18 protein-coding genes are annotated in these 20734 nt (G+C 70.1%); 11 read left to right on the plus strand and 7 right to left on the minus strand.

All coding sequences use genetic code 11. From position 1 onward, the window contains the following. Positions 1-456: 456 nt before the first annotated feature. The 5 genes from ACIBX3_RS59460 to ACIBX3_RS59480 are packed head-to-tail and all read left to right on the plus strand — an operon-like array spanning position 457 to position 10802. The gene (locus tag ACIBX3_RS59460) at positions 457-1701 is read left to right on the plus strand and encodes an acyltransferase domain-containing protein (protein WP_397129704.1); all 1245 of its coding nucleotides are present in this window, start codon (positions 457-459) and stop codon (positions 1699-1701) included. Next, entirely contained in the window at positions 1698-4643 is a 2946-nt protein-coding gene (locus tag ACIBX3_RS59465; RefSeq protein ID WP_397129705.1) for an SDR family oxidoreductase, read from the plus strand. Before ACIBX3_RS59460 ends, ACIBX3_RS59465 begins: the two co-directional genes overlap by 4 nt. Continuing rightward, the gene (locus ACIBX3_RS59470) at positions 4640-7171 is read left to right on the plus strand and encodes a KR domain-containing protein (protein WP_397129706.1); all 2532 of its coding nucleotides are present in this window, start codon (positions 4640-4642) and stop codon (positions 7169-7171) included. Before ACIBX3_RS59465 ends, ACIBX3_RS59470 begins: the two co-directional genes overlap by 4 nt. Next, positions 7168-8502, plus strand: a complete 1335-nt coding sequence (locus tag ACIBX3_RS59475) for a cytochrome P450 (RefSeq protein WP_397129707.1) — start codon at positions 7168-7170, stop codon at positions 8500-8502. The genes ACIBX3_RS59470 and ACIBX3_RS59475 overlap by 4 nt, the downstream gene beginning before the upstream one ends. Continuing rightward, positions 8499-10802, plus strand: a complete 2304-nt coding sequence (locus ACIBX3_RS59480; protein ID WP_397129708.1) for an SDR family NAD(P)-dependent oxidoreductase — start codon at positions 8499-8501, stop codon at positions 10800-10802. The genes ACIBX3_RS59475 and ACIBX3_RS59480 overlap by 4 nt, the downstream gene beginning before the upstream one ends. 575 nt (positions 10803-11377) lie before the next feature. On the opposite strand, the gene ACIBX3_RS59485 is transcribed toward ACIBX3_RS59480, so the two are convergent. From ACIBX3_RS59485 to ACIBX3_RS59500, 4 genes are all read right to left on the minus strand, one after another. Beyond that, positions 11378-12082 (minus strand): NmrA family NAD(P)-binding protein, encoded by a 705-nt coding sequence (locus ACIBX3_RS59485; RefSeq protein ID WP_397129737.1) that lies wholly within the window; start codon positions 12080-12082, stop codon positions 11378-11380. A gap of 174 nt (positions 12083-12256) precedes the next feature. Further along, positions 12257-12670 (minus strand): SRPBCC family protein, encoded by a 414-nt coding sequence (locus tag ACIBX3_RS59490; RefSeq protein WP_397129709.1) that lies wholly within the window; start codon positions 12668-12670, stop codon positions 12257-12259. Positions 12671-12863: 193 nt separating this feature from the next. Continuing rightward, the gene (locus ACIBX3_RS59495; protein ID WP_397129710.1) at positions 12864-13244 is read right to left on the minus strand and encodes a hypothetical protein; all 381 of its coding nucleotides are present in this window, start codon (positions 13242-13244) and stop codon (positions 12864-12866) included. Next, complete coding sequence (locus ACIBX3_RS59500; protein ID WP_397129711.1) at positions 13241-13798, minus strand: MarR family winged helix-turn-helix transcriptional regulator; 558 nt, start codon at positions 13796-13798, stop codon at positions 13241-13243. The genes ACIBX3_RS59495 and ACIBX3_RS59500 overlap by 4 nt, the downstream gene beginning before the upstream one ends. 105 nt (positions 13799-13903) lie before the next feature. Here ACIBX3_RS59500 and ACIBX3_RS59505 point away from each other — a divergent pair, with 105 nt between their 5' ends. Both ACIBX3_RS59505 and ACIBX3_RS59510 read left to right on the plus strand, forming a co-directional pair. Next, on the plus strand, positions 13904-14944 hold the full coding sequence (locus ACIBX3_RS59505) for a tyrosine-type recombinase/integrase (RefSeq protein ID WP_397129712.1): 1041 nt from the start codon (positions 13904-13906) through the stop codon (positions 14942-14944). 539 nt (positions 14945-15483) lie between these two features. Next, positions 15484-15831 (plus strand): hypothetical protein, encoded by a 348-nt coding sequence (locus ACIBX3_RS59510; RefSeq protein ID WP_397129713.1) that lies wholly within the window; start codon positions 15484-15486, stop codon positions 15829-15831. Between the two features lie 61 nt (positions 15832-15892). Here the strand turns inward: ACIBX3_RS59510 and ACIBX3_RS59515 are convergent, their stop codons facing one another. Then, positions 15893-16315 carry a transposase gene (locus ACIBX3_RS59515; RefSeq protein ID WP_397129714.1) on the minus strand — a complete coding sequence of 141 codons (423 nt, stop codon included), beginning with the start codon at positions 16313-16315 and terminating at the stop codon, positions 15893-15895. Further along, positions 16269-16763 (minus strand): transposase family protein, encoded by a 495-nt coding sequence (locus ACIBX3_RS59520; protein WP_397129715.1) that lies wholly within the window; start codon positions 16761-16763, stop codon positions 16269-16271. Before ACIBX3_RS59520 ends, ACIBX3_RS59515 begins: the two co-directional genes overlap by 47 nt. Before the next feature lie 246 nt (positions 16764-17009). Here ACIBX3_RS59520 and ACIBX3_RS59525 point away from each other — a divergent pair, with 246 nt between their 5' ends. Then, positions 17010-18362: an MFS transporter gene (locus ACIBX3_RS59525; protein WP_397129716.1), complete on the plus strand. Its 1353-nt coding sequence runs from the start codon at positions 17010-17012 to the stop codon at positions 18360-18362. 159 nt (positions 18363-18521) lie between these two features. Here ACIBX3_RS59525 and ACIBX3_RS59530 read toward each other — a convergent pair whose 3' ends face one another. Beyond that, a complete protein-coding gene (locus ACIBX3_RS59530) occupies positions 18522-18734 on the minus strand; it encodes a helix-turn-helix domain-containing protein (protein ID WP_397129717.1) in 213 nt (70 codons plus the stop codon). A gap of 108 nt (positions 18735-18842) precedes the next feature. On the opposite strand from ACIBX3_RS59530, the gene ACIBX3_RS59535 reads away from it, so the two are divergent. The 3 genes from ACIBX3_RS59535 (at position 18843) to ACIBX3_RS59545 (ending at position 20437) form a co-directional block, all read left to right on the plus strand. After that, entirely contained in the window at positions 18843-18971 is a 129-nt protein-coding gene (locus ACIBX3_RS59535; RefSeq protein ID WP_397129718.1) for a hypothetical protein, read from the plus strand. A 258-nt stretch (positions 18972-19229) separates the two neighbouring features. Beyond that, positions 19230-19742: a hypothetical protein gene (locus ACIBX3_RS59540; RefSeq protein ID WP_397129719.1), complete on the plus strand. Its 513-nt coding sequence runs from the start codon at positions 19230-19232 to the stop codon at positions 19740-19742. Positions 19743-19897: 155 nt separating this feature from the next. Beyond that, a complete protein-coding gene (locus ACIBX3_RS59545) occupies positions 19898-20437 on the plus strand; it encodes an AAA family ATPase (RefSeq protein ID WP_397129720.1) in 540 nt (179 codons plus the stop codon). The last annotated feature ends 297 nt before the right edge of the window (positions 20438-20734 follow it).

Below are 20734 nucleotides of genomic sequence, written 5' to 3' on the forward strand. Positions count from 1 at the left end.
AGACTCCCCAAGAAGTCGAAGACCAGTACCTGACCCGGCACTCCGCAGCGTAGGTCAGACCACCAGACGCTGTCCGGAATCTCCGAGGCCCCTCACCTACAACAGCTTCACCCACACCGGACTCGGCGGGACTGTCGAGGAGTTGGGCATTCCCCACTGACCCGCCGTATCGGGCGGAGTCCGCACCCCTGAAACCATGCCTTAGGGGTGTTCGGCGTGTCACGGCCGCGGTTATCGTCGAACACGTCAATCCCCCGCACGCGCCTTTTCACACCGGGGATCCAAGGGGCGCCGAATTCGCCCAGCCGCCGTGCTCGGGAAGGGGACCCAATGCTGAGCACTGTTGAAATCGTGGTAGGTCTTTTCCCAGGTCAAGGTGCCTATGTACCGGACGCTCTGCACTGGTTGAAATCCCGTGGAGATGCCGCGACCGCTGCGGTCGAAACCATTGACGCCGTGGCCACAGGAATACTGGGCAAAGGGCTGGAACGCGCCTTCTCCGGTGATTCCGCGGACCAATTGCTCGATGAGGCGCCGGACGTGTTGCAGCTGGCGGTGTTCGCCACTTCGGTCGCCGCCTTCCGCGCGCTCCGCGAGGAAGGGGCGCGGTTCAGCGTGCTGGTCGGGCACAGTCTCGGCGAGATCGCCGCGCTGGTCGCCGGCGGCGCGCTGGACGTCGCCGAGGGCGCGGAGATCCTCTGCCACCGGATCACCGCGCTGCGCGAGCACGACAGCAGCGGCGGCGGCTTGCTGGCGCTGGGCTGCGCGACGGAGCGCACCCGGCAGATCCTGGACCTGCTGCCGACCTCCGGCGCAGTGATCGCCGTAGACAACGGACCGGAGCAGACGGTGGTCGCGGGGCCCGCTGACGCGCTGCGGCGCACGGCCGCGATCGCCACCGCCATCGGCCTGTCCGCCACCCCGCTGCGCTCGCCGCATCCGTTCCACAGCCCGCTGCTCGCCGCGGCCAGGCAGGAGCTGGCCCGCAGGCTCACCGGGTACGACCGGCGCGGCCTCAGCGTGCCCGTCTTCTCGCCCATCCTGGGCCGCTACTACCGCGACTCGGACGACCTCGGCGAACTGCTCGCCTCCCACCTGGTCACGCCGGTGCGGTTCGGCGCCGCCGTGGAGCGGCTGCACGGCTCAGGCGCGGGCGTCTGGGTGGAGGTGGGCGCGGGGCGCGCTCTGACCTCCCGGGTCTCTTCCGCGCACCGGGCCGCGTCCGTGCACACTCCGCTGTTGCAGGGCGTGGACACGTTACGGGAGACGGGACGGTTCCTGGCCCCCGCCGCCACCGGACCCCGAACACACGCTCCCTCCGGTCACGCGCAGGAAGATGCCACGCGGGCCGTACCGGCGCAGGAGGGTGCCGCGCAGGCCGTACCAGCGCGGGAGAGCCATGTTCCGGAAGCGCCGGCTCAGCGAGCCCCGGCCGAGCTGTCGAGGGAGGCGATCGCCGCACGCGTACGCGACCTCTACGCCACCACCCTGGAGTACCCCGAGGAGGTCTTCGAGGACCACGCCGAGCTGGAGGCCGATCTCGGCGTCGACTCGGTCAAGCGCGTGGAGCTCATGGGCAGGCTCGGCACGCTGTTCGAGCTGGGCCCGCGTCCCGACGACCTGCGGATGTCCGACTATCGGACGTTCGGCCAGGTGGTCGACTTCGTCGTGGACTCATTGGCCGGGGCGGGGGCGGCATGACGGCTTTCCGGGGAAGGGTGGCCCTCGTCACGGGCGGCGCGGGCAGCGTGGGCGCGCACATCGTGCGCTCGCTCGCCGAGGCGGGCGCCACGGTCGTGCTCAACTGCTTCCACTCCTACGACGCGGCCAAGGCGCTGGCGGCCGAGCTGGGCGGCGGCGTCCGGGTGATCAGGGCGTCGGTGGCCAGGCAGGAGCAGGTGCGCCGGATGTTCGACGAGGTGGCCTCGACGTACGGGCGGCTGGACCTGCTGGTCAACAACGCCGCCGCGGGCACGTTCGTCGGCTGGGACGAGCTGACCGAGGAGCATCTGGACCAGGCGTACGAGACCAACGTCAAGGGCGCGTTGTGGTGCGCCCGTGCCGCCCGCTCGCTGCTGGCACGCTCGGACGCGGGCTGCGTGGTGAACGTCTCCTCGGTCGGGGCGGCATACGCGCCGGCCAGCTACCTGCCGGTAGGGCTGTCCAAGGCGGCGCTTGAGGCGCTTACCCGCTACCTGGCCGCCGAGTTCGCGGGGGACGGGATCCGGGTGAACACCGCCTCCGCCGGACTGCTGGACAACCCGGTCGGCCGGAGCTTCCCCGGGTTCGAGTCGATGAGCGCGAACACCGTGGCCGCCACCCCGATGGGCCGCCTGGCCACCCCGGCCGACCTGGCGAACCTGGTGATGCTGCTGGCCTCACCTGGCGCGGGCTGGGTCACGGGCCAGACGGTGGTGGCGGACGGCGGCATGTCGCTGCAGCGCCGCGCACTGTCGCCGGACCCGCCCCCACCCGCCAAAGCAGCGCCGAAGCCGGGGGCGGCCCGGAGCGTTGACCCGGTGGACCCGAAGGCCCAGGACGTGGACCCGATCGCGGTGGTCGGCATGGGGCTGGCCGTGCCGGGAGCCAGCGACCCTGACACGTTCTGGCAACTGCTCACCCAAGGCGCCGACCTGTTCGTGGACGTCCCGCCCGACCGCTGGCCGATCGCGAGCTTCCACAACGACGACCCGCGCGCGCCCGACAAGACCTACCAGCGCCGCTCCGGCTTCATCACCGGCTTCACCCCGCACCCGCGGCTGGCCGCCGAACATCCGGACGACGGGCTCGACTTCACCACCCTGTGGCTGCGGCACAGCGTCCATCAGGCGCTGGAGGGGGTGGCCAGGCGGGACGGCGACCGTTACACCGCCTGCTTCGGCTACACCCCGGACGGCAGCCAGCACCTCCAGGAGGCGCTGGTCAACCAGGAGCTCGGCGGACCCGCCGTGCTGCCGCACGGCGACGCCACACGATCGGAGCCGTTCCCTCACCGGATCGGCGCCAACGCGATCGACGGCCTGCTCCCGGCGGGCACGCCGCTGCTCATGGTGGACACGGCGTGCTCGTCCTCCCTCTACGCGATCGATCTCGGGCTGCGCGACCTCCTCGCGGGCAGGGCGGAGATCGCCGTGTGCGGTGGGGCGTTCGCGCTGGCTCCGGGCGGCTCGGTGCTGTTCTCCAAGCTGTACGGCCTGTCGCGGAGCGGCGAGGTCCGCGCGCTGGACAGGAGCGCCGACGGCGTGCTGTTCTCCGACGGCGCGGGCGTGGTCGTGCTGAAGCGGCTGTCCAGGGCGCTGGCCGACGGCGACACCGTGCACGGGCTCGTCGCGGGCGTCGGGCTGTCGGCCGACGGCAAGGGCAAGGCGATCTACGCGCCGTCCAGCGCGGGCCAGGAGCTTGCCGTGGCCAGGGCCTTGGACAAGTCAGGCATCGGCGCCGCCGAGGTCGACTGGGTGATCGCACACGCGACCGGGACGCCGGCGGGCGACGAGGCGGAGTTCCTGAGCCTGCGTGCGGCCTACGCCGGAACGGACCCGGTCCAGGTGACCTCGAACAAGTCCCTGATCGGCCACACCGGCTGGGCGGCGGGGGTGGTGTCGCTCATCCACGCCCTCCTGGGACTGAGGCACGGGGTGATCCCCGCCCAGCACCGGTTCTCGGCCGCGCCGGACAGCTTCGCCCTGGAGTCGTCCAACCTGCGCATCCCCACCCGGCCCGTGCCGTGGCCGCCCCGGCCGGACGGGCCGCGCACGGTCGCCGTGTCGGGGTTCGGCTTCGGCGGCACCAACGCACACCTGCTGATCCAGGAGTACAGGCCGGGCCGTCCGGCCAAGGCGGGGTACGGAGTCAGGAACGGCGAACCCATGGTGATCGTCGGCTGGTCGGCGCATGTGCCGGGCGCCGAGGACAACGAGCAGGTCGCCGAGTGGGCGCAGGGACGACACATTCTGCCGGGATCGTTCGGCGACGGCTATCCGAGCCCTCCGTTCGCCCGGCTGCGGCTGCCCGCCTCGACGATCCGGGCGACTGACCGCACCCAGCTCATGATCATCGAATGCATGCAGCGGCTGGAGCCGAGGATCCGCGACTTCTGCGGGCGGCACAGCCGTACGACCGGCGTGGTCGTGGGCCACACGGGGCCCACGCGGAACGCGGTCCTGTACGCCGTGCGCGCCCACCTGGACGAGCTCGACCGGCTGGCGGGCCCGCGGGCGCGGGAGCTGCGCGAGCGCGTGACGGCGCTGATCGCCCAGCCGGACGAGGATTCGTTCCCCGGCGAGATGCCCAATGTCATCGCCGCGCGCCTGTGCGGCTACTTCGACCTGCGCGGGCTCAACATCGCCGTGGACGGCGGCCGGGCCTCGCTGGCCGACGCCTTCGACATGGCGGGGCGTTACCTGGACTTCGGCGACGTGGACGTGGCGCTGGTCGCGGGCAGCAACGGCAACAGCCTGGGGTCGTGGGCCGAGGTGCTCGGTGGCGGGCCGATCGGCGAGGGGTCGTTCCTGTTCGCGGTCACCAGGAAGTCGCTGGCTTTGGCGGAAGGGCTGCCGGTGCTGGCCGAGGTGTCCGTGGAGGCGGTCGTGGAGGCGGTCGCCGAGGAGAGGCTGCCCGAGCGCAGACTGGAGGCCACGGCATGACGCGGGCCAACCTGCTGGGGGCACAGGGCGCGCGCGAGCTGATCGCGTTCCTGGAGGGCGGCGACCACGCGGGCGGCGCGGCGATCGAGCTCCGGTCCGATCCTGCGGCGAGAACGCGGCTGATCCGCCTGACCAGGCCGCGAAGGGCCGCCCACCTGCTGGACCGCCACGTGTTCGAGCTGGCGCCCGACCCGCGCCGTCCGGTCCGCTCGGCTCCGCCCGCGATCCCTCGGGACGCGCTCGTGCTCAGCAACTCACCGACGTTCCGGGCGGGCGTGGACGACGGGGTCTCCGGGCACGTACGGGTGCTGGTGGACGCCACCGACCCCCGCCTGCGGGAAGCTCGCTGGTCGGAGCCGGTCGGCGAGTTGCTCGACCTGCACGAGCGGACGTTCCTGGCGGCCAAGGACTGCGCCGCGCACCTGGACGGCGGCTCGTTCGTGGTGAGCGTCGTGGGCGGCGTGACGGAGGCGGGAGTGCCGCTGCCCTTCACTGGGCTGTTCACGGGCCTGGTCAAGAGCCTGGCGCTGGAGTTCCCCAACGCGGACGTGCTGGCCACCGTGCACACGGACGTGCCGCTCGACGAGGTGCTGGCCACGGTGAGCGCCGAGCTGGGCGCCCGGCAGCTCATCCCGGTGACCTATCACGCAGGCGGTCGCAGGCTCGCCCCGCGGGCGGTGCCGGCCCCTGCCACGCCGGCCGACGTTCCGCCGCTCAACGAGGACTCCCTGGTTGTGGCCGCCGGAGGGGCGCGGGGCATCGGCGCGCCGGTCCTGGAGGCGCTGGCCGCGCGATACCGCCCGCGCCTGGTGATCCTGGGCAGCTCCGAGCTCCCTGATGACGCCGACGAGACGCCGGACCGCAGCGCGTACATCAGAACCCTGCTGAAGCAGGGGGTCGGCGTGCCGGAGGCGAACGCCAGATTCGACCGGCTGGGCGAGGCGCGGCAGGTTCGGCGCACGCTGGCCGGACTGGAACGGCTGTGCGGACCGGGACGCGTCCGCTACCTGCGCTGCGACCTGCGGGACGGCGACGCGGTCGAGCGGGCCATGGCCGCTGTGGACGGCCCGATCGACCTGCTGCTCAACATCGCGGGGACGAACAGGGCCGCCGGCGTCACCGCCAAGTCCGTCGCCGACTTCCGCGCGGTGCGCGACCTCAAGGTCCGTACGTACCTGAACCTGAGGGAGGCGCTACGCGAGCGGGCGCCACGCCTGTGGTGCAACTTCGGCTCGTTCATCGGGCTGACCGGTCAGCGCGGCGAGACCGACTACGGCGCCGCCAACGACTTCCTCAACACGACCGCGATGAACGCCGAGGGCGAGTTCACCATCGGGTGGACGCTCTGGCGCGACATCGGGCTCGGCGCGACCCCGCTGATGCGCGACTTCCTGGAGGGCAGCGGTGAGTTCACCCCAACGCCGACCGAGGAGGGCGTCGAGCACTTCATGGCCGAGCTGGCCGCCGCGCCGAACGGGTCGAACCGGCCGGTCACGGTGTTCTTCGGGGACAAGGAGCGGGCCGCGATCAGGGCCGCCGTGCCCGAGTTCCTGGAGTTCTCGGCGGGCCCGAGGCGGGCGCTGCCGTTCGTCGACAGGGTGCTCCGCCGCGACGCCGTGGAACTGGTGGCCGAGCGTACGTTCTCCATGGAACGGGACGGATACCTCGATCTCCACCAGGTCCGTGGATATCCCACACTGCCCGGCACGTTCGTCCCGGAGCTGGCCGCGCAGGCCGCCGTGTCCCTGGTGCCAGGCCGGGTGCCGGTGGTCTTCGAGGACCTGCGGCTGGAGTCGTTCCTGCGGATCTACCGGAAGGACCGGCCGGAGGTGAAGCGGCTCACCGCCAGGCTGCTGCGGAGCGACGAGCGCGAGTCGGTGGTGGCCGTACGGGTGCTGGGAGACGTGGTGGCCCCGAACGGCGTCACGGTCGCCCGCGACAAGACGCACTTCTCGGTCACCGTGCGGCTGCGGGACGCCCCGCTGCCCGGCCCGGCGTGGACGCACTGGGACGAGCACGGGAGCAGGCCGCTGCGCGACCCGTACCACGTGCCGGGATCCGACGTGCTGCTGCGCGAGGTGTTCCGGTCCACCACGGACACCCGGACCCACCCGATGGGACGGCGCGGCCGGCTCGCGCTCGACGCGCCCGCGCTGCGCCGCTGGTTCCCCGGCCTGCTGGTCCCCTCCGTGACGCTGGACGGCCTGGTGCGCGTGGCCGTGCTGGAGCGGGTGTCGGGCCGCTGGACGCCCGTCGCGATCCCCCGCTCGATCCGGCGCATCGACCTGTACGGCGGGCACACCGATCTGACGCTCGCCGCGCTGACCGAGCCGGTGGAGCTGTACGTCACCCCGGTCGATCTCGATCTGGAGGACCCCGAGCCGGACAACCGGGCCATCGCGGTCGCGTCGAGCGGCGAGGTGCTGCTGCAGGTGAAGGACATCATCGGCGCCATCGTCGGCTACGTGGACCAGGAGACCGGCGAGTACGTCGAAAGAGAGCGATTCGACCGCGAGGAGCGAGCATGAACGGCGAAGGGACCTGCCCGGTCGCCCACGGCCCGCGAGGGCTGCCGGTGATCGGCGACGCCATCCCGTACTTCAAGGATCCGCTGGCCTACACCCTGCGCATGCAGGAGCGCGACTCGCTGGTGTCGGTGCAGTTGCCCATCCCGTTCGTCCAGGTCACCGAGCCTGAGGCGATCGAGCGGGTGCTGCGCACCAATCCGGACAACTACCAGCGCGGCACCCTGTACCAGGGGTTCTTCGGCATGATGGGGTCCGGCCTGCTGACGCTGGACACCGACGGGTGGCGCGGGCCACGCAAGGCGGTGCAGCCCGCCTTCACCCCGCAGCGGGTGAACGACAACGCCCGCGAGGCGGTCGCCGCGACGGAGGCGGTGCTGCGGCGCTGGTCGGAGTACGCGGCCTCGGGCGCGGTCGTGGACGTCGCGCCCGAGCTGATGGACGTGTCCGCGCACGTCATGGGCATGGCGCTGATCGGTCGGGACCTGTCGGGCACCGACTACTCCCGGGCCGCCGCGATCGCCAACAAGGTCATCTACACCAGCACGATCAAGGGCGTGCCCTCCCTGATCCCGTCCTTCGTGCCGACGCGCTACCACCGCGAACGCAAGTGGTCGAACCGGGTGCTCGACGACATCATCCGCCAGGTGATCGACTCGCGGCGGGCCGGCGGTGACCACGGCGCGGACGCCGCCGGGCTGCTGCTGGCGGCCGGGCTGTCCGACACGGAGATCTCGGACAACCTCCGCACGCTGCTGCTGGCCGGCTCCGACACCACCGGCCAGGCGCTGGCCTGGACCATGTACGAGCTGGCCAAGCACCCGCAGGCGCGGCGTGCCGTCGAGCGCGAGGTGGACGAGGTGCTGGTCGAAGGACCGCCCACCCCGGAACGGCTGGGCGAGCTGCCACAGACCACGGCCGCCGTGAACGAGGCGCTGCGCCTGCATCCGCCGGTCTGGCAGTTCCCCCGGGACGCCGTAGAGCCGGACAACCTGGCCGGGCGTGACGTCCCGGCGGGGACGACGGTCCTGCTCAGCGTGTACGGCACGCACCGCTCCCCCGAGCATTGGACGGATCCGGAGGCCTACGACCCGCAGCGCTTCCTGGACGACCGCCAGGACAAACGGCACAAGCACGCCTTCCTGCCGTTCGGGGGCGGGCGGCGGATGTGCATCGGGAAGGGGCTGGCGATGGCGACGCTGGTGACCGCGGTGGCCATGCTGTCGCAGCGGTACCGGCTGCGGCTGTCCGGGACGCGCGAGGTGCGCAGCGGCCACTACATCACGCTGTTCCCCAGCAGCGGGATCCCGGCGGTCGTGCGGGAGCGGGCGTGACGGCTGGCGCACCGGTCCGGCCGCATCTGGTGTCCTTCGAGACCGGCTCGTTCGTGCGGCCCGTGCGGCGGATGGTGTGGGAGCCGGTCCCGCACCCTCTCCCCCAGCCATCCCTGGTGGAGCGGCGGCTGCTGGTCATCGGCTCGGACGCGGAGCTGGCCGGGAAGGTGGCGAGCGGCCTAGGGGCGGATCTGTGCGCGCCCGGCCACGAGCCGGAGCGCGACGACTGGGACGGGATCGTCGACCTGAACGTCACCGGCATCCCGTTCCGGCTCGACGGCGTCGAATGGCGGGACGCGCTGGCCAGGACGACGCGGATGGTGCAGCGCAGGTACGGCTCCTGGCGGGCCGAGTCGCGCGCCGACCGCTGCTGCTATGTCGCGGTCACCGCGATGGGCGGGCTGATGGGCTACCACGACGGGCCGATCGACTCGCCGCTGGGCGGGATCTGGGCGGGGTTCGCCAAATGCCTGCCCCGCGAGCTGCCGAACCTCGCGGTAAAGGTGCTGGACGTCGACTCCACCGACCCGGACGGGCTCGCCGGGCTGCTGGCGGCCGAGCTGTCGGCCTGGGACCTGTTCGAGATCGGCTACCGGCGGGGAGTGCGCCACGCGCTCACCGCGCTGCCGAGCCCGGAGCCCCCGCCGCGTCTGGACCTGGGCTCCGGTGACGTGGTGCTGATCTCCGGAGGCGCGCGCGGCGTCGGCTTCGCGCTGGCCCGCGGACTGGCCGAGCGGTTCGGCTGCCGCGTCGTGGTGACAGGGCGCGACGAGCTGCCCGCCGCGGACTGGCTCAGCATGCCGGACGACCGCTACGCCGCTCTCCGCCGCTCCAGGATCGCCGCCGCCCGCACCGCCGACGAGCTGCGGAAGGTACGCGCGACGCTCAAGCGTGAGTCCGAGCTGCGACAAGTCGGCGTGAACCTGGCCGCCGCCGAGCGTGACGGCCTGCGCATCGCCTACGAGCCGTGCGACTGCGTACGGCAGGACCAGGTGGACGCCCTGTTCGCCCGCATCCCAGCGCCGAGCGTAGTGGTGCACAACGCAGGCATCGACCTGCCCACCAGACTCGACAGGAAGACCCCCGAGGAGGTCGTGCGCACCGTCGAGGTGAAGGTGTCGGGGTTCACATCTCTGACCCGGGCGGTGCTCGCCGCGCCGGAGCGGAGGGCGGCGCTCAAGGTCTTCTGCAACGTGGGGTCGCTGGCCGGGCGCATGGGCGGCATGATCGGGCAGATCGACTACGCGGCGGGCAACGAGGCGCTGCCCAGGCTGGGGTTCTGGGCGCGCAACACGTACGGGCTGCCGGCGCAGACGCTGTGCTGGCCGACGTGGGAGCGGCTCGGGGTGATCGCCAACTACGACGCGGCGGTCCGGTACGTGTCCACCATCGACCCGGCCGAGGGGGTGCGCCGCTGGATCGACGAGCTGCGCTCCGGCGGCACGGGGGAGGTCATGTTCATCGGCCAGGTTGGTGGGGCGCTGGTGCCCACCCAATTGCGCGGGTTCTGGCTGTTCACCGGACACCCCGATCTGCCCCGGCTGCACGGGCTCGCGCACTTCCTCGGCTCGGTGGAGGCGTTCGAGCCCTTCCGATCCCTTCGCAGCAGCGTGGTGTACACGGCCGGCGCCCATCCATGCCTGGCCGACTTCACCGTGGACGGGCGGCCGGCGCTGCCGGTGTCGGTGCTGGTGGAGCAGGCGTGCTCGGTCGCGGACTGGGTGGTGCCGCCCGGCTGGCCGCTCCAGCACCTGGCCTCGTTGCGCGACGTGGCGGTGCGGCCGTCGGCGTTGACGCTGGCCGAGAAGGGAAGCCGGTTCACCACGCTGGCGGTGGGCGAGACGACGGAGGAGGGGTGGAGTGTACGCGTCTCGGTCACCGCTGAGAACGGCGCGGTGGCCGGGTCGATGCGGCTGCTCTACCAGCCGTCGCCACCCGCGCCTCCTGTCCCGCCTCCTGCCCTGACTCGGGAGAGAGCCCCAGGTGGCGGGCGGCTGGACTGGTCCGGGCTGGTGCTCGGGACAGGAGATCTGCGGCTTCCCACCGTGACGGCCGCCGACCTGTGGACGACTCCGTTCCCGCCCGTCCACGGGATCGCGCCCGCCGCGCTGGAGGCCGCCGTACGCGCGACCGGGCCGGTGACCGGCGACCTCGTCACGATCGCACGGATCGTCCCGTGGCCCGGGGCGCAGCACGTGGACGAACTGCTTCCCGCGGACGGAGGCTGGATCGGGGTCAGGGCGGGCAGACAGGTGCTGTCCATCGAGAACGTGGCGGCCCCGTCGGACGCCCTCGCGTAGGGAGGCCCTTGACGGGGCGGTGACCGGCCTCGACGTCGACCAGGCCGACATCAGCGAGCTGAGGCACGCGGTCTGAACAGCGTGGTGGGGGAGTATGAGGGCTGGCCGTTGTACGACCCGGACGTGGCGGCGGGCCTGGCCGAGGGGCCCGACAGCCCGCTCGCCGCGGTGGTCGCCGCACGCCAGGCGTGGCTGGCCGATTCGATCAGCCCAGGCGATGCTGCCGTGTGGCTCGGCTGGACCGAAGCAGAGCTGGCCAGCCAGGCAGCCCATCACGGTATGCGGCTGGGTCGCTTCGGCCGTTACGCCCGCGCCGACATCGCGACGCTCGCCGGCGACGAGTGCCACCGCGATCCGTGGGTTCGCCGCCGACCTGGCCGAGAAGCACCAGATCGGCCCTCCGCTCCCGAAGCTGGCCCCAGCCCCAAAGTAGGTGTTCGGGACTGGCAGGAGTCGTTGGCGGTGCCGGCGAGTAACGAACACCGTGGGACGAATCACCACATGACCAAGGCTGCTGACGCTACGCCGCGACCATGCTGTTGATGAACGCCGGCGACAAGGCCCGGTAGCTCCCATTAGCCTTCGAGGAGTGTGGCGATGGCTTCGGCGCCGCCTTGGTCCAGCCAGCTTGGGAAGTCCAGCAGGTCCGGGTGGCGGTGGCGTAGGGCGGGGATGTCGGCGCGCCATAGTCCGCGTTGGGCGGTGAAGGCCCGAGTGGCGTCCTTGCTCAGGTTCAGCTCCTCGCCGGCGACCTGCTGGTAGGTGATCTGGCGCCCGAGATGCCGGCTGATCAGGCGCACGGTGGCCTCGGGGGTCAGTTCGTCGCCTGCCAACTCCAGGGCCTGGCCGAGATAGGCAGTGGGGTCGGCGAAGGCGAGGGCGGCAAAGGCGCCGATGTCGCTCACGGCGACGAGTTGCACGGGCACATCGGGGGCGAACAGGTGGCGCAGGACTCCGTCGGTGGAGATGCCGCCCAGCTCAAGCCCGGGGATGGCGTGGTTCTCCATGAAGCGCACCGGTCGCAGGATGGTGGCCGGCAGTCCGAGGGCAGCGATGTGCTGCTCGATGGCCCACTTGCTCTCCCAGTAGGAGATGCCGGTGCCTCGCTCGGCACCGCCGACGGAGGCAAAGACCAGGTGGGCAACGCCAGCCGCAGCCGCAGCCTCCGCCAGGTGACGGCCGCGCCGGATCTCGCGTTCGCTGTCCGGGTCGTCGGGGGTGACGGCGAAGACGCCGTAGGCGTCGGCCATGGCCGCCTTGAGACTGCTGGGATCGTCCAGGTCGGGGTGCCGTTAAGAACTCTGCGATGAACCGCCAAACCTGCTCTGAGCTGGGATTCCCTCCTTGCGGAGCGCCGTCAAGCTCCCGTGATGTGGTCACCCGGTACAGGTGATCTGACCGTCCGTAATGTTGGGCCGTCGCGCGCGGATGTCAAGGTATGGAGCGTCCGCCGCTCAGCTGCGTGCTGCGGCCTCGATCGCCTGCTTCATCTCCCATGCGCCGTGTTCGATGCGAATGCGGATCTCGGCGGCTCGCGTGTGTGGCAGCACGTTGGTGGTCCAGATCAGCCGGCCCGCTTCGTCGCCCTCCGGGCGAACTTCAAACGAGGCGTGATGGTGCTCGAGCGCGGGTCTCGCGCCTTCAACAACGGAATAGGCCAAGCAGCGGGAATCGTCATCGATCGCGACAATCAGCTCGCGGATGACGTGCCCGTCGGGAAAGGTCAGGAACCGCTGGTCGCCCTCCAGCCGGGTGTCGATGACACGGCCCGGCAGCAGGCGCTCGTGCACGGCTCCGACGTCGCGCAGCACATCCCAGATGTGCTCGGGGGACGCATCGATGACGATCTCGTGGCGGATGGAGGCCATGACGCCGGGAACTCCTTCTCGGATGGGCAGCTCCTCGCCGGCAGGCAGGGACCTCGACCCGTGGGTGGCATCTTCTTCGGCTGCCCTGGGGCACACCTACACCCCGCCACCCGCGAGCCGCTGTCGCGGGTGCACCCACGCCAAACTCGCCAACGTCGTTCGCGCTTTGACATGGGCCCTGGGGCGCGTCGTTTCAGAGCTCGATCTGGGCCTTCATCGGCTGCCAGGGCGAGGCGTCGAACAACAGCATGATCGACACGATCTTATCGCCGTCCAGCCGGAAGTGCTCGGCCGTGCGCTGAGTCCCGACCGGCGCCGCGGTGTGCACGTCGTACACAAGCGTGGCCTCCGCTTCGCCGTACAGCTCACTGATCAGCTCGACTCCGGTCACGATGGATACAAACCCCGGCAAGGTCGCCAGATGGCCCGTCCGATCGGCGGAGGTGATGAACGGGCTCTGGAAGCGGAACGGCTCTCCCAGGTGCGCTGCCGCTGCGGACACCTCGCCGCGGAAGCGCGCCTCGTGATAGCCGCGCACGGTGCGACGGGTTTGTTCCTGAGCCGTCGTGTTCATGGCTGTCGTCCGATCTGGCGCAGGTGTTCGGCGAGGCGATGCTGGTTGGCGGCCAGCCGCAGGCACAGGTCGCGCAGAACGACCAGTTCTTCAGGAGTGAACCCGTGGAACATCGCCCGCATGGCAAGTTGCGACGGCTTGCGGAACGCCTCCATCCACGCTCGCCCGGCGGGTGTGATCTCGGCCAGAACCGAACGTCGATCCGTCGGGTCGGGGACCCGGCGGACCAACCCGTTGTGCTCCAGCGTGTCGACCAAGCCGGTGGCGTTGCGCGAGCTGACCCCGGCGGTGCGGGCCAGCTCGCCGATGCTGATGCCGTGCTCGCTGTTGTTGAGGCGGATCAGCAGGTCGAGCGCGCCCGCGCTGACCCCTCGTCCCTGAGCGCCGTGGGCGCGCATGCGCTCGACGGCATGGTTGGCGGTGCGGACGGCGGCACCCGCTTCGAAGGTGAGCAGGTCTTCGTCGCTGTCGGCGAACTGGGTCATCGCGGCCCTGACCCGAGGGTCGTAGAGGAGGCCGTCAGAGTCGCTCTCATAGATATCTACATCCTTCATTATGAAGGAAGAGAATAGTACCTACTTCTATACTTTCCAATCCATGCTTAGCACTCACGCTGCTCCTGTGGATCGACAAGAGCCGTCCGCCGACGCCTCGCCAGCGTGACCACGCTTGGTCTGCGTTCGCCCTGGCACTTCCGAGATTCGCTCGAGCGCGCGCCGCTGGACGCCGACACCCGCCGCGCCTACGCCTCCCGGGTCCGCGTCTTCCTCGCCTGGCTCGACGCCGCCGACCTCGCAGGCGCCGATCCGCTGGGCGACGCGCACGGCCGCGACTTCGCCGTACGCGACTACAAGACCCACCTCAAGACGGTGGCCAAGCGGAAAGCCAACACCGTCAACGCCCACCTGGCCGCGCTCGACCACTTCTACAGCCACCGCGGCCTGGGCCCGGTCCAGGTGCGCCGCGACACCCCGCCCAAGCTCGCCCCCCAGGCGCTCGACGCCCGGCAGCAGAGGCGCTTCCTGCACGCCGTGGAGGTGCGCCGGCTCGCTCGCGACCGCGCCATCGGCCGGCTGCTGTTCTACTCCGGGCTGCGCGTCGCTGAGCTGGTCGCCCTGGACGTCACCGACGTGCCGCTCTCAGCCCGCAAGGGCAAGGTCATCGTCCGCAACGGCAAGGGCGAGACCTCCCGCGAGGTCCCGTTGCTGGACGCCACCGTGCGCGAGGCCGTCAAGGAGTGGAAGACCGAGCGGAGCGAGTGGCCGGGCGCGGGCGGCCCTGCGCTGTTCCTCAACCGCTACCGCGGCGGCCGGCCGTGGGCCCGCGCCGTCGACCAGCTGCTCGACGAGTTCGCGACCGAGGCCGACCTGGTCGACGAGGGCGGCACGCCCACCGCCTCCGCGCACACCCTGCGGCACACCTTCGCCACCAACCTGCTGCGCCAGGGCGTCGACATCGTCGTGGTCGCCGAGCTGATGGGACACGCCCGCCTGGACACCACGCGACGGTACACCTGCCCACCCACGGCGATCTGGAGGCCGCGGTCGCCAAGCTCCCCACCGACCAGTAAGCAACCCGGCGCTCGATCACTGCCGTCCGGGATCTTTCCCAAACCCCTCCCCCAGAGCAGAGAAAGGTGCGTTGGGAGAGGTCACGCCGCATATCGCGGAGAGGTCGTGCGGGCAGCATGGACGGCATGAAGGCACAGCACCGCTTACGGATCACCAGGGGTCGTGCGGCCTGCGTCCGGCCTATACCCGCTCACCCACCGAACCTCCCATCTGATCTACACCCCTGCACGCCAGCCTTGAGACCATGACGCCACCATCACGGCGCGGGGCGCGCCACACCCCCTGACGGTTTCGCCGTGTCAGCCGCACCGGCCAAAGCCGCGTTCGGGCTCCACCCGGCGGCAGCGGGCGGCTTGGTCCTCATGGAGGTCCTCATGGTGGCCGTGATCGTAGGCACTGCCCTGTTCGGATCGGCAGAGCGCAGTGAGCGCGCCTTTCGGCTCCTGCGCTGGGTGGCCGGCCGGGCTGAGCCCGCGCCCTGTCAAGCTCCCGCGTCCCCGCCGGCGGACAGCAGATAGGAGCTTGCGGCAACACCTCCGTCGCCTCGCTGGTTGTCACTTCCCCCTCTGCCAAGGTTTATTGAGACAGATGCCACTAAAGTTCATCTGAGTGATGAGGGTGAGTAAGGATCTCAACGAACCGTGAGCACGACTATGGCCAGGCGCCCAATGCCGACGATCGTCCATGATGGAACGGTGGACTCGGGCAAGCAGAACGAGGGAGCGCGACGGCCGTTTTACGCCTATCACGTGCCCGACGGGGAACGGCAGGAGACGCAGCCCGAGAGCGATCTTCATAAAGCTCTCAAGGACTACACCGCTGAGACCGCTGATCGGCAAGGTTTCGCGGTACGCGTTGAAGATCGTGCCAGACACGGTAAGCGCCGTACAGACGTCATCATCACCGGGGCTGAAGGCCGCGAGCTCGGCTATGAAATCCAGCTCTCCGCGATCGCGAAGGGCTCCGTCGACAAGCGGGCCCGCATCGCACTGGCCGATGGCCTGACACCCCTGTGACTCGTCAACGACGAGAACGCCATTCCCATCGATCGTGCCCCGTGGGCCCGCCTGAACGTTTTCAGCTGGAAGGACGTGCGACGGCGAGACGCCCTTCCGGTCCGCGGCGGCGTGAAGACGTTACGGATGACAGCCTGCGACGGCAACAATCCCCTCCCCTGCCCTCGACCACCAGACGGGCCTGCGGTAACGCGGCGCGTACGGCGGCTTTGAAGATGGTGCACATATCGATCGCGACGAAGGCCACCTGCTCGCGCCAGGTGGCATCACGCTGGTTGAGCCAGCCGGTCACGGCGGCGATGGTGCGGCCCTCGACCTGGCCGAGCAGACCCTGATCACCGGACAGGTCCACGAAGCCGGTATGCCGGCGATCCACCGCCGTCGTCCACGTGCCGGTGCTGTCATCCAGCACCCAGCGGGGCCGCCCCCGGCGGACCTCATCGATGCCCAGCACGGCGACCGCCCCGGGCTGGGCGGGCAGCACCCGGCGGGCGTGCTCGGTGAAACGCCGCGGACACGATCGGCCAGGACACCCCATGATCTCGCGCTGATTGGATCACCGTTCGCCCGTCATCTCCCACGGCGGCGCCTGTGGCCTGGCGTAATCGCCGAGTCAGCCGGGACCGTGCGGGGATCTGCGGCACTTGTTCGGTGAACGTCTGGCGCGGGCAGGACGCCTGGTCACAGCACCAGCGACGCTTACGCCAGCGCAGCGCACACCGTCGCCCGGCCACCGGCAGGTCACGTGGGCTTGTGCTCACCCATTCCTTCATCCGGACCGCGGCGACCCCGCACTCCGGGCAGAACCTGGCCCGTTCATCCGCGGTGGCCAGGTGCGCCACCGCTCCATCCTGCATCCCGTCAGCTGCGGCGACGACCCTTGTGACGGTCACCCCGTCCAGGCCGAGCAGCAGCGTCGTATCGTTGACCATGCTCGTGGCTTCTCTGCTGTGATCTTCTTGCCTCGACAACAAGAAGGATCATCGAGAGCCACGAGCTCTCTCAAGCCTCCTGGGCCCGGCGGGACCTCAAACCCCGATCAAGTTCGAAGAGCCCGTATCCCTCCCCCAGCTCAGCGTCGTTGAAATTACCCACTTTCGCGTGTAGTGCGCCCCGTCTCCCATCCTGGATCCTTGCCTTGCCGATTCGGCACCCCCCATCTCACCAGGGAGTCACCCATGGCTGTCGAGGAACAGCGGGCGCGAGAAATATCGTTGCGCCGAGTCGCGATCGCGAGCTGTGCAGGAACGACGATCGAATTCTACGATTTCTTCATCTACGGAACCGCAGCCGCGCTCGTCTTCCCCAAGGTGTTCTTCCCCGCACTCGGACCGGCCGCCGGCACCGTCGCATCGTTCGCCACGTTCGCCGTCGCCTTCTTCGCCCGCCCGGTCGGGGCCATACTGTTCGGCCACTACGGCGACCGGCTCGGGCGCAAGCGCACCCTGATCTCCACACTGCTACTCATGGGCATCGCCACCGTGCTCATCGGGCTGCTACCCAGCGCCGAGACCATCGGCGTCGCCGCCCCGATCATCCTGGTACTGCTCCGCATCGCCCAGGGTTTCGCCGTCGGCGGCGAGTGGGCCGGCGCCACCCTCCTGGCCGCCGAGTACGCCCCCAAGGACAAGCGCGGCCTCTACGGCGTGTTCCCCCAACTCGGCCCTGCCTTCGCCTTCGCCTTGTCCAGCGCCACCTTCCTGACCACCAGCCTCGTCATGGGTGACTCCGACGAGGCCTTCCTCGCCTACGGCTGGCGCATTCCGTTCCTGCTGTCGATTCTGCTCGTCGGCGTCGGCCTCTACGTCCGGCTCAGCATCGAGGAGACCCCCGCGTTCAAGGCCGCCCAAGCCGCCGTTCCGGCGCAGCAGCCGAGACGCCTGCCCTTCCTCGACGCGCTGAGAAGCCAGCCACGCGAGGTGTTGCTGTCCGCCGGCTCCCTCACCATGCTTTTCGCGTTCTTCTACATGGGCACCGCCTACCTCACCAGCTACGGCACCAACCCCCAGGGAGCCGGGCTGTCCCGGCCGGTCGTGCTCAGTATCGGCATCGCCGCCGCGGTCGCGTTCGGCATCGCCACCGTGCTGGCCGGCGTGCTCTCCGACCGGTACGGGCGCCGCAAAGTGATCATGGCTGCGTGCGCCGTCGGCATCGTGTGGGGACTGGCCCTCTTCCCGCTGGTCGACGCCGGTGCCTCGGTCGCCTTCGCCGCCGGCCTCGCGGTCACGCTGATGATCGTCGGAATCGCGTACGGCCCGGCCGGTTCTTTCCTGCCCGAGCTGTTCGCGCCCCGGCACCGCTACACCGGTGCGGGGCTCGGATACAACATCGCCGGGGTCCTCGGAGGCGCCGTCCCACCGTTGCTCGCCCCCAGCCTGAGCGCATCGTTCGGCGGCATCGGCATCGGCGTCATGCTGTCCGCGCTCGCCGTGCTCTCCCTCGTCTGCACCTTCGCACTCACCGAGACCCGCGGCGTGGCCATGGCGCATGAGCAGGCCGGACAACCGCCGCTGTCGAGCGCGCTCGACTGAACCCCCCATGACGCGCAAGTGATCCATGGTCTCGGCCTGCGAAACCCTGCCAAAACACGGCGACGGCAGGCAGCCCCCAGTCCCGGGCGGCGACCGAGCCGCTGGGGAACAGTCGCGGTGCGCTGTCTGGTGACGTTCTCTGCCTTGGTGGCGATCAGCTCAGCCGGGGGTGCGCTCGAAGATGTCGCAGAGCGCGGCCGACCCCGGCATCGACAACCGCTCAGGAGTTTGGGTGACCAGCCGCCAGATCTGTACTGATGACAGGCTGATCCCCTGATCGGCCAACGGCGGCGCCAGGTCGGTGGCGGTGAACATGCCGTGTGCGGTCATCATCTCCCGCAGCCGCCACTGGTAGCTGACCTGCCGTTTCATCGCGCGCTCCGCGCGGGCCGCAGAGCGGCCTCCATCGTGGCGTCCAGCACCCTCCTCAGCCTCCGCGTCCGGAAGTCGGAGGAGACGCAGGTGTAGATGGGGGCGGACATGATCCCTCTGGCCGCGGCCGCTCCCCCGCTGCCGCCGCCTGGAACATACCGGCTGTACTGGCTGGAGCTCACCACGGGCGAGCGTGGACCGCTGCTGTCGGTTCAGCCGCTGGACGAGGAAGGATGACCAGCCCGGCGGCGGCGCCGGCTCGTCCACCCAGCCACCGCATCATCGCCACCAACTGCGCCAGGTTCGGGCTCGACCAGTCCACGCCGTAACCCCAGCAGTACGACAAGTACAAGGCGATCCGGCCTGCGTAGGTCTTCTCGGTGTTGAACGCCCGTCCGCCCCGCCATACATATGCGGTTACAGCCCGGCCGTGATCTGTCATCGTGGCGATGACAGATCCGTCATCACCGCGACGACATCAAGGGGGAGCGCGCCGTGCGGCCTGCCTACGGCCTGACCGACCCGTACGACGCCCGCCGTTTCCTGAGCGAGGAGAGCCCCGCCACGCGCTTCGTGCCGTCAGGGAACGCCTCGCGCGACGCGGGAAAGATCACCAACGTCCACAACCTGACCAGCCCATATCGCTCCGAGCACAGCCCTCGGCCGTCCGGCGATGAGGCCCTGGCCGCCCTGACCCTGCTGGCCGACCTGCGGGACTGGCTGGCCGACGTCGAGCCCGACCTGATCCAGGCCGCCCGCAGCGCCGGCGTCACCTGGGACGCCCTCGCGCCGGTGCTGCGTGTCGGCGACCGCCGAGCCGCCCAGCGCGCCTCCTGCAGGCCGCCGCTTGTGACCGCCAGGCCGCCGACGCCGGCGAGAACGTCCCCCAGGACGTCCAGGACGTCCCCCACGACGTCCCCGCCGCCGCAGATGTCCCCGCGCCCGCCGGGCGGGACTGGGACGACAGCGACCTGTGCCTGTGGCGCGAGGACGGCGAGCGGAGCCTGAAGGGCCGGGACGGCGTGATCGAGGTGGAGGGGTTCGGCTTCTTCGGCCACATCGGGGTATCGGTAAGACTCGTGCAGCCAGGTACACGCGATTAAGTTCGCCCAGGTCAGCGATTGCCACTGACGGACCGTTACGGTCATGTCTACGCTGGTGGCGTGACCTTGGTGTGGGTGACGGGCAATTCAGGGACTGGTAAGTCCACGGTCTGCGGGGTGTTGCGAGCGCGTGGCTATGTCGCGTTCGACGCCGACATGGACGGATTCTGTCGATGGATCGACCGAGCTGATGGCGAGGTCGTGATGGATCCGCCGGATCCAGTTCCCGCGGGCTGGCTCGATCGATACGGGTGGGCGATCGTCCGCGAGCAGGTCGAGACCCTCGTCGAGGAGTCTCACAGCCGAATCACGTTCTTGTGCGGGTCGGCGGAGAACGAGGCAGACGTCCGCGATCTTCTCGACCTCATCGTAGGCCTGGTGATCGACGAGGACACCCTCCGCCACCGGCTCGCGACTCGCACTACGAACACATTCGGTCAACATCCCGAAGAACTCGCAGCGGCCCTGAAGTGGAATCCTCGGATGCGAGCGATCTACGAAAGCCATGGCGCGACGATCATCGATGCATCCAAGCCGCTAACCGAGGTGGTGGACAGCGTGATCGACGCAGTTCAGGAGCTGACAGGAGGCACCCGATAGCTCGGGGCACGTCTGCGCGCCGCGTGGTCACTCAGCGGCAGTTCCCGGATGTCGCGTCTACGCGTCGCGATCCAATGTGGCTACCGCTCCGTGCTATCCGCTTGGAACCTGACTTTGATGGGCCTGGCAAGTCACCGTAGTCATGCCAGCCTGCAGCCAGTTCGTCTTTGGCTGTAGTTCCGATCGGGGCATGGTCGGTGGACAGTCAAAGCTCCAGCTCAGATGCCGTGTCACGTGCGTGACGTATGCCATCGTGATCGGTCACTCAGCCCGAGCTGCACCCATCCGCATCTCCCA

This window comes from Nonomuraea sp. NPDC049480 (assembly GCF_044465905.1).
Taxonomy (GTDB): Bacteria; Actinomycetota; Actinomycetes; order Streptosporangiales; family Streptosporangiaceae; genus Nonomuraea.

Excerpts from the sequence above, each read along its gene's own strand:
- ACIBX3_RS59520 (WP_397129715.1), bottom strand. The coding sequence starts at position 16,763 with ATGGTCAACGATACGACGCTGCTGCTCGGCCTGGACGGGGTGACCGTC.
- ACIBX3_RS59510 (WP_397129713.1), top strand. The coding sequence starts at position 15,484 with ATGCCGACGATCGTCCATGATGGAACGGTGGACTCGGGCAAGCAGAAC.
- ACIBX3_RS59535 (WP_397129718.1), top strand. The coding sequence starts at position 18,843 with ATGATCCCTCTGGCCGCGGCCGCTCCCCCGCTGCCGCCGCCTGGAACA.
- ACIBX3_RS59500 (WP_397129711.1), bottom strand. The coding sequence starts at position 13,798 with ATGAAGGATGTAGATATCTATGAGAGCGACTCTGACGGCCTCCTCTAC.
- ACIBX3_RS59470 (WP_397129706.1), top strand. The coding sequence starts at position 4,640 with ATGACGCGGGCCAACCTGCTGGGGGCACAGGGCGCGCGCGAGCTGATC.
- ACIBX3_RS59525 (WP_397129716.1), top strand. The coding sequence starts at position 17,010 with ATGGCTGTCGAGGAACAGCGGGCGCGAGAAATATCGTTGCGCCGAGTC.
- ACIBX3_RS59490 (WP_397129709.1), bottom strand. The coding sequence starts at position 12,670 with ATGGCCTCCATCCGCCACGAGATCGTCATCGATGCGTCCCCCGAGCAC.
- ACIBX3_RS59530 (WP_397129717.1), bottom strand. The coding sequence starts at position 18,734 with ATGAAACGGCAGGTCAGCTACCAGTGGCGGCTGCGGGAGATGATGACC.
- ACIBX3_RS59465 (WP_397129705.1), top strand. The coding sequence starts at position 1,698 with ATGACGGCTTTCCGGGGAAGGGTGGCCCTCGTCACGGGCGGCGCGGGC.
- ACIBX3_RS59495 (WP_397129710.1), bottom strand. The coding sequence starts at position 13,244 with ATGAACACGACGGCTCAGGAACAAACCCGTCGCACCGTGCGCGGCTAT.
- ACIBX3_RS59475 (WP_397129707.1), top strand. The coding sequence starts at position 7,168 with ATGAACGGCGAAGGGACCTGCCCGGTCGCCCACGGCCCGCGAGGGCTG.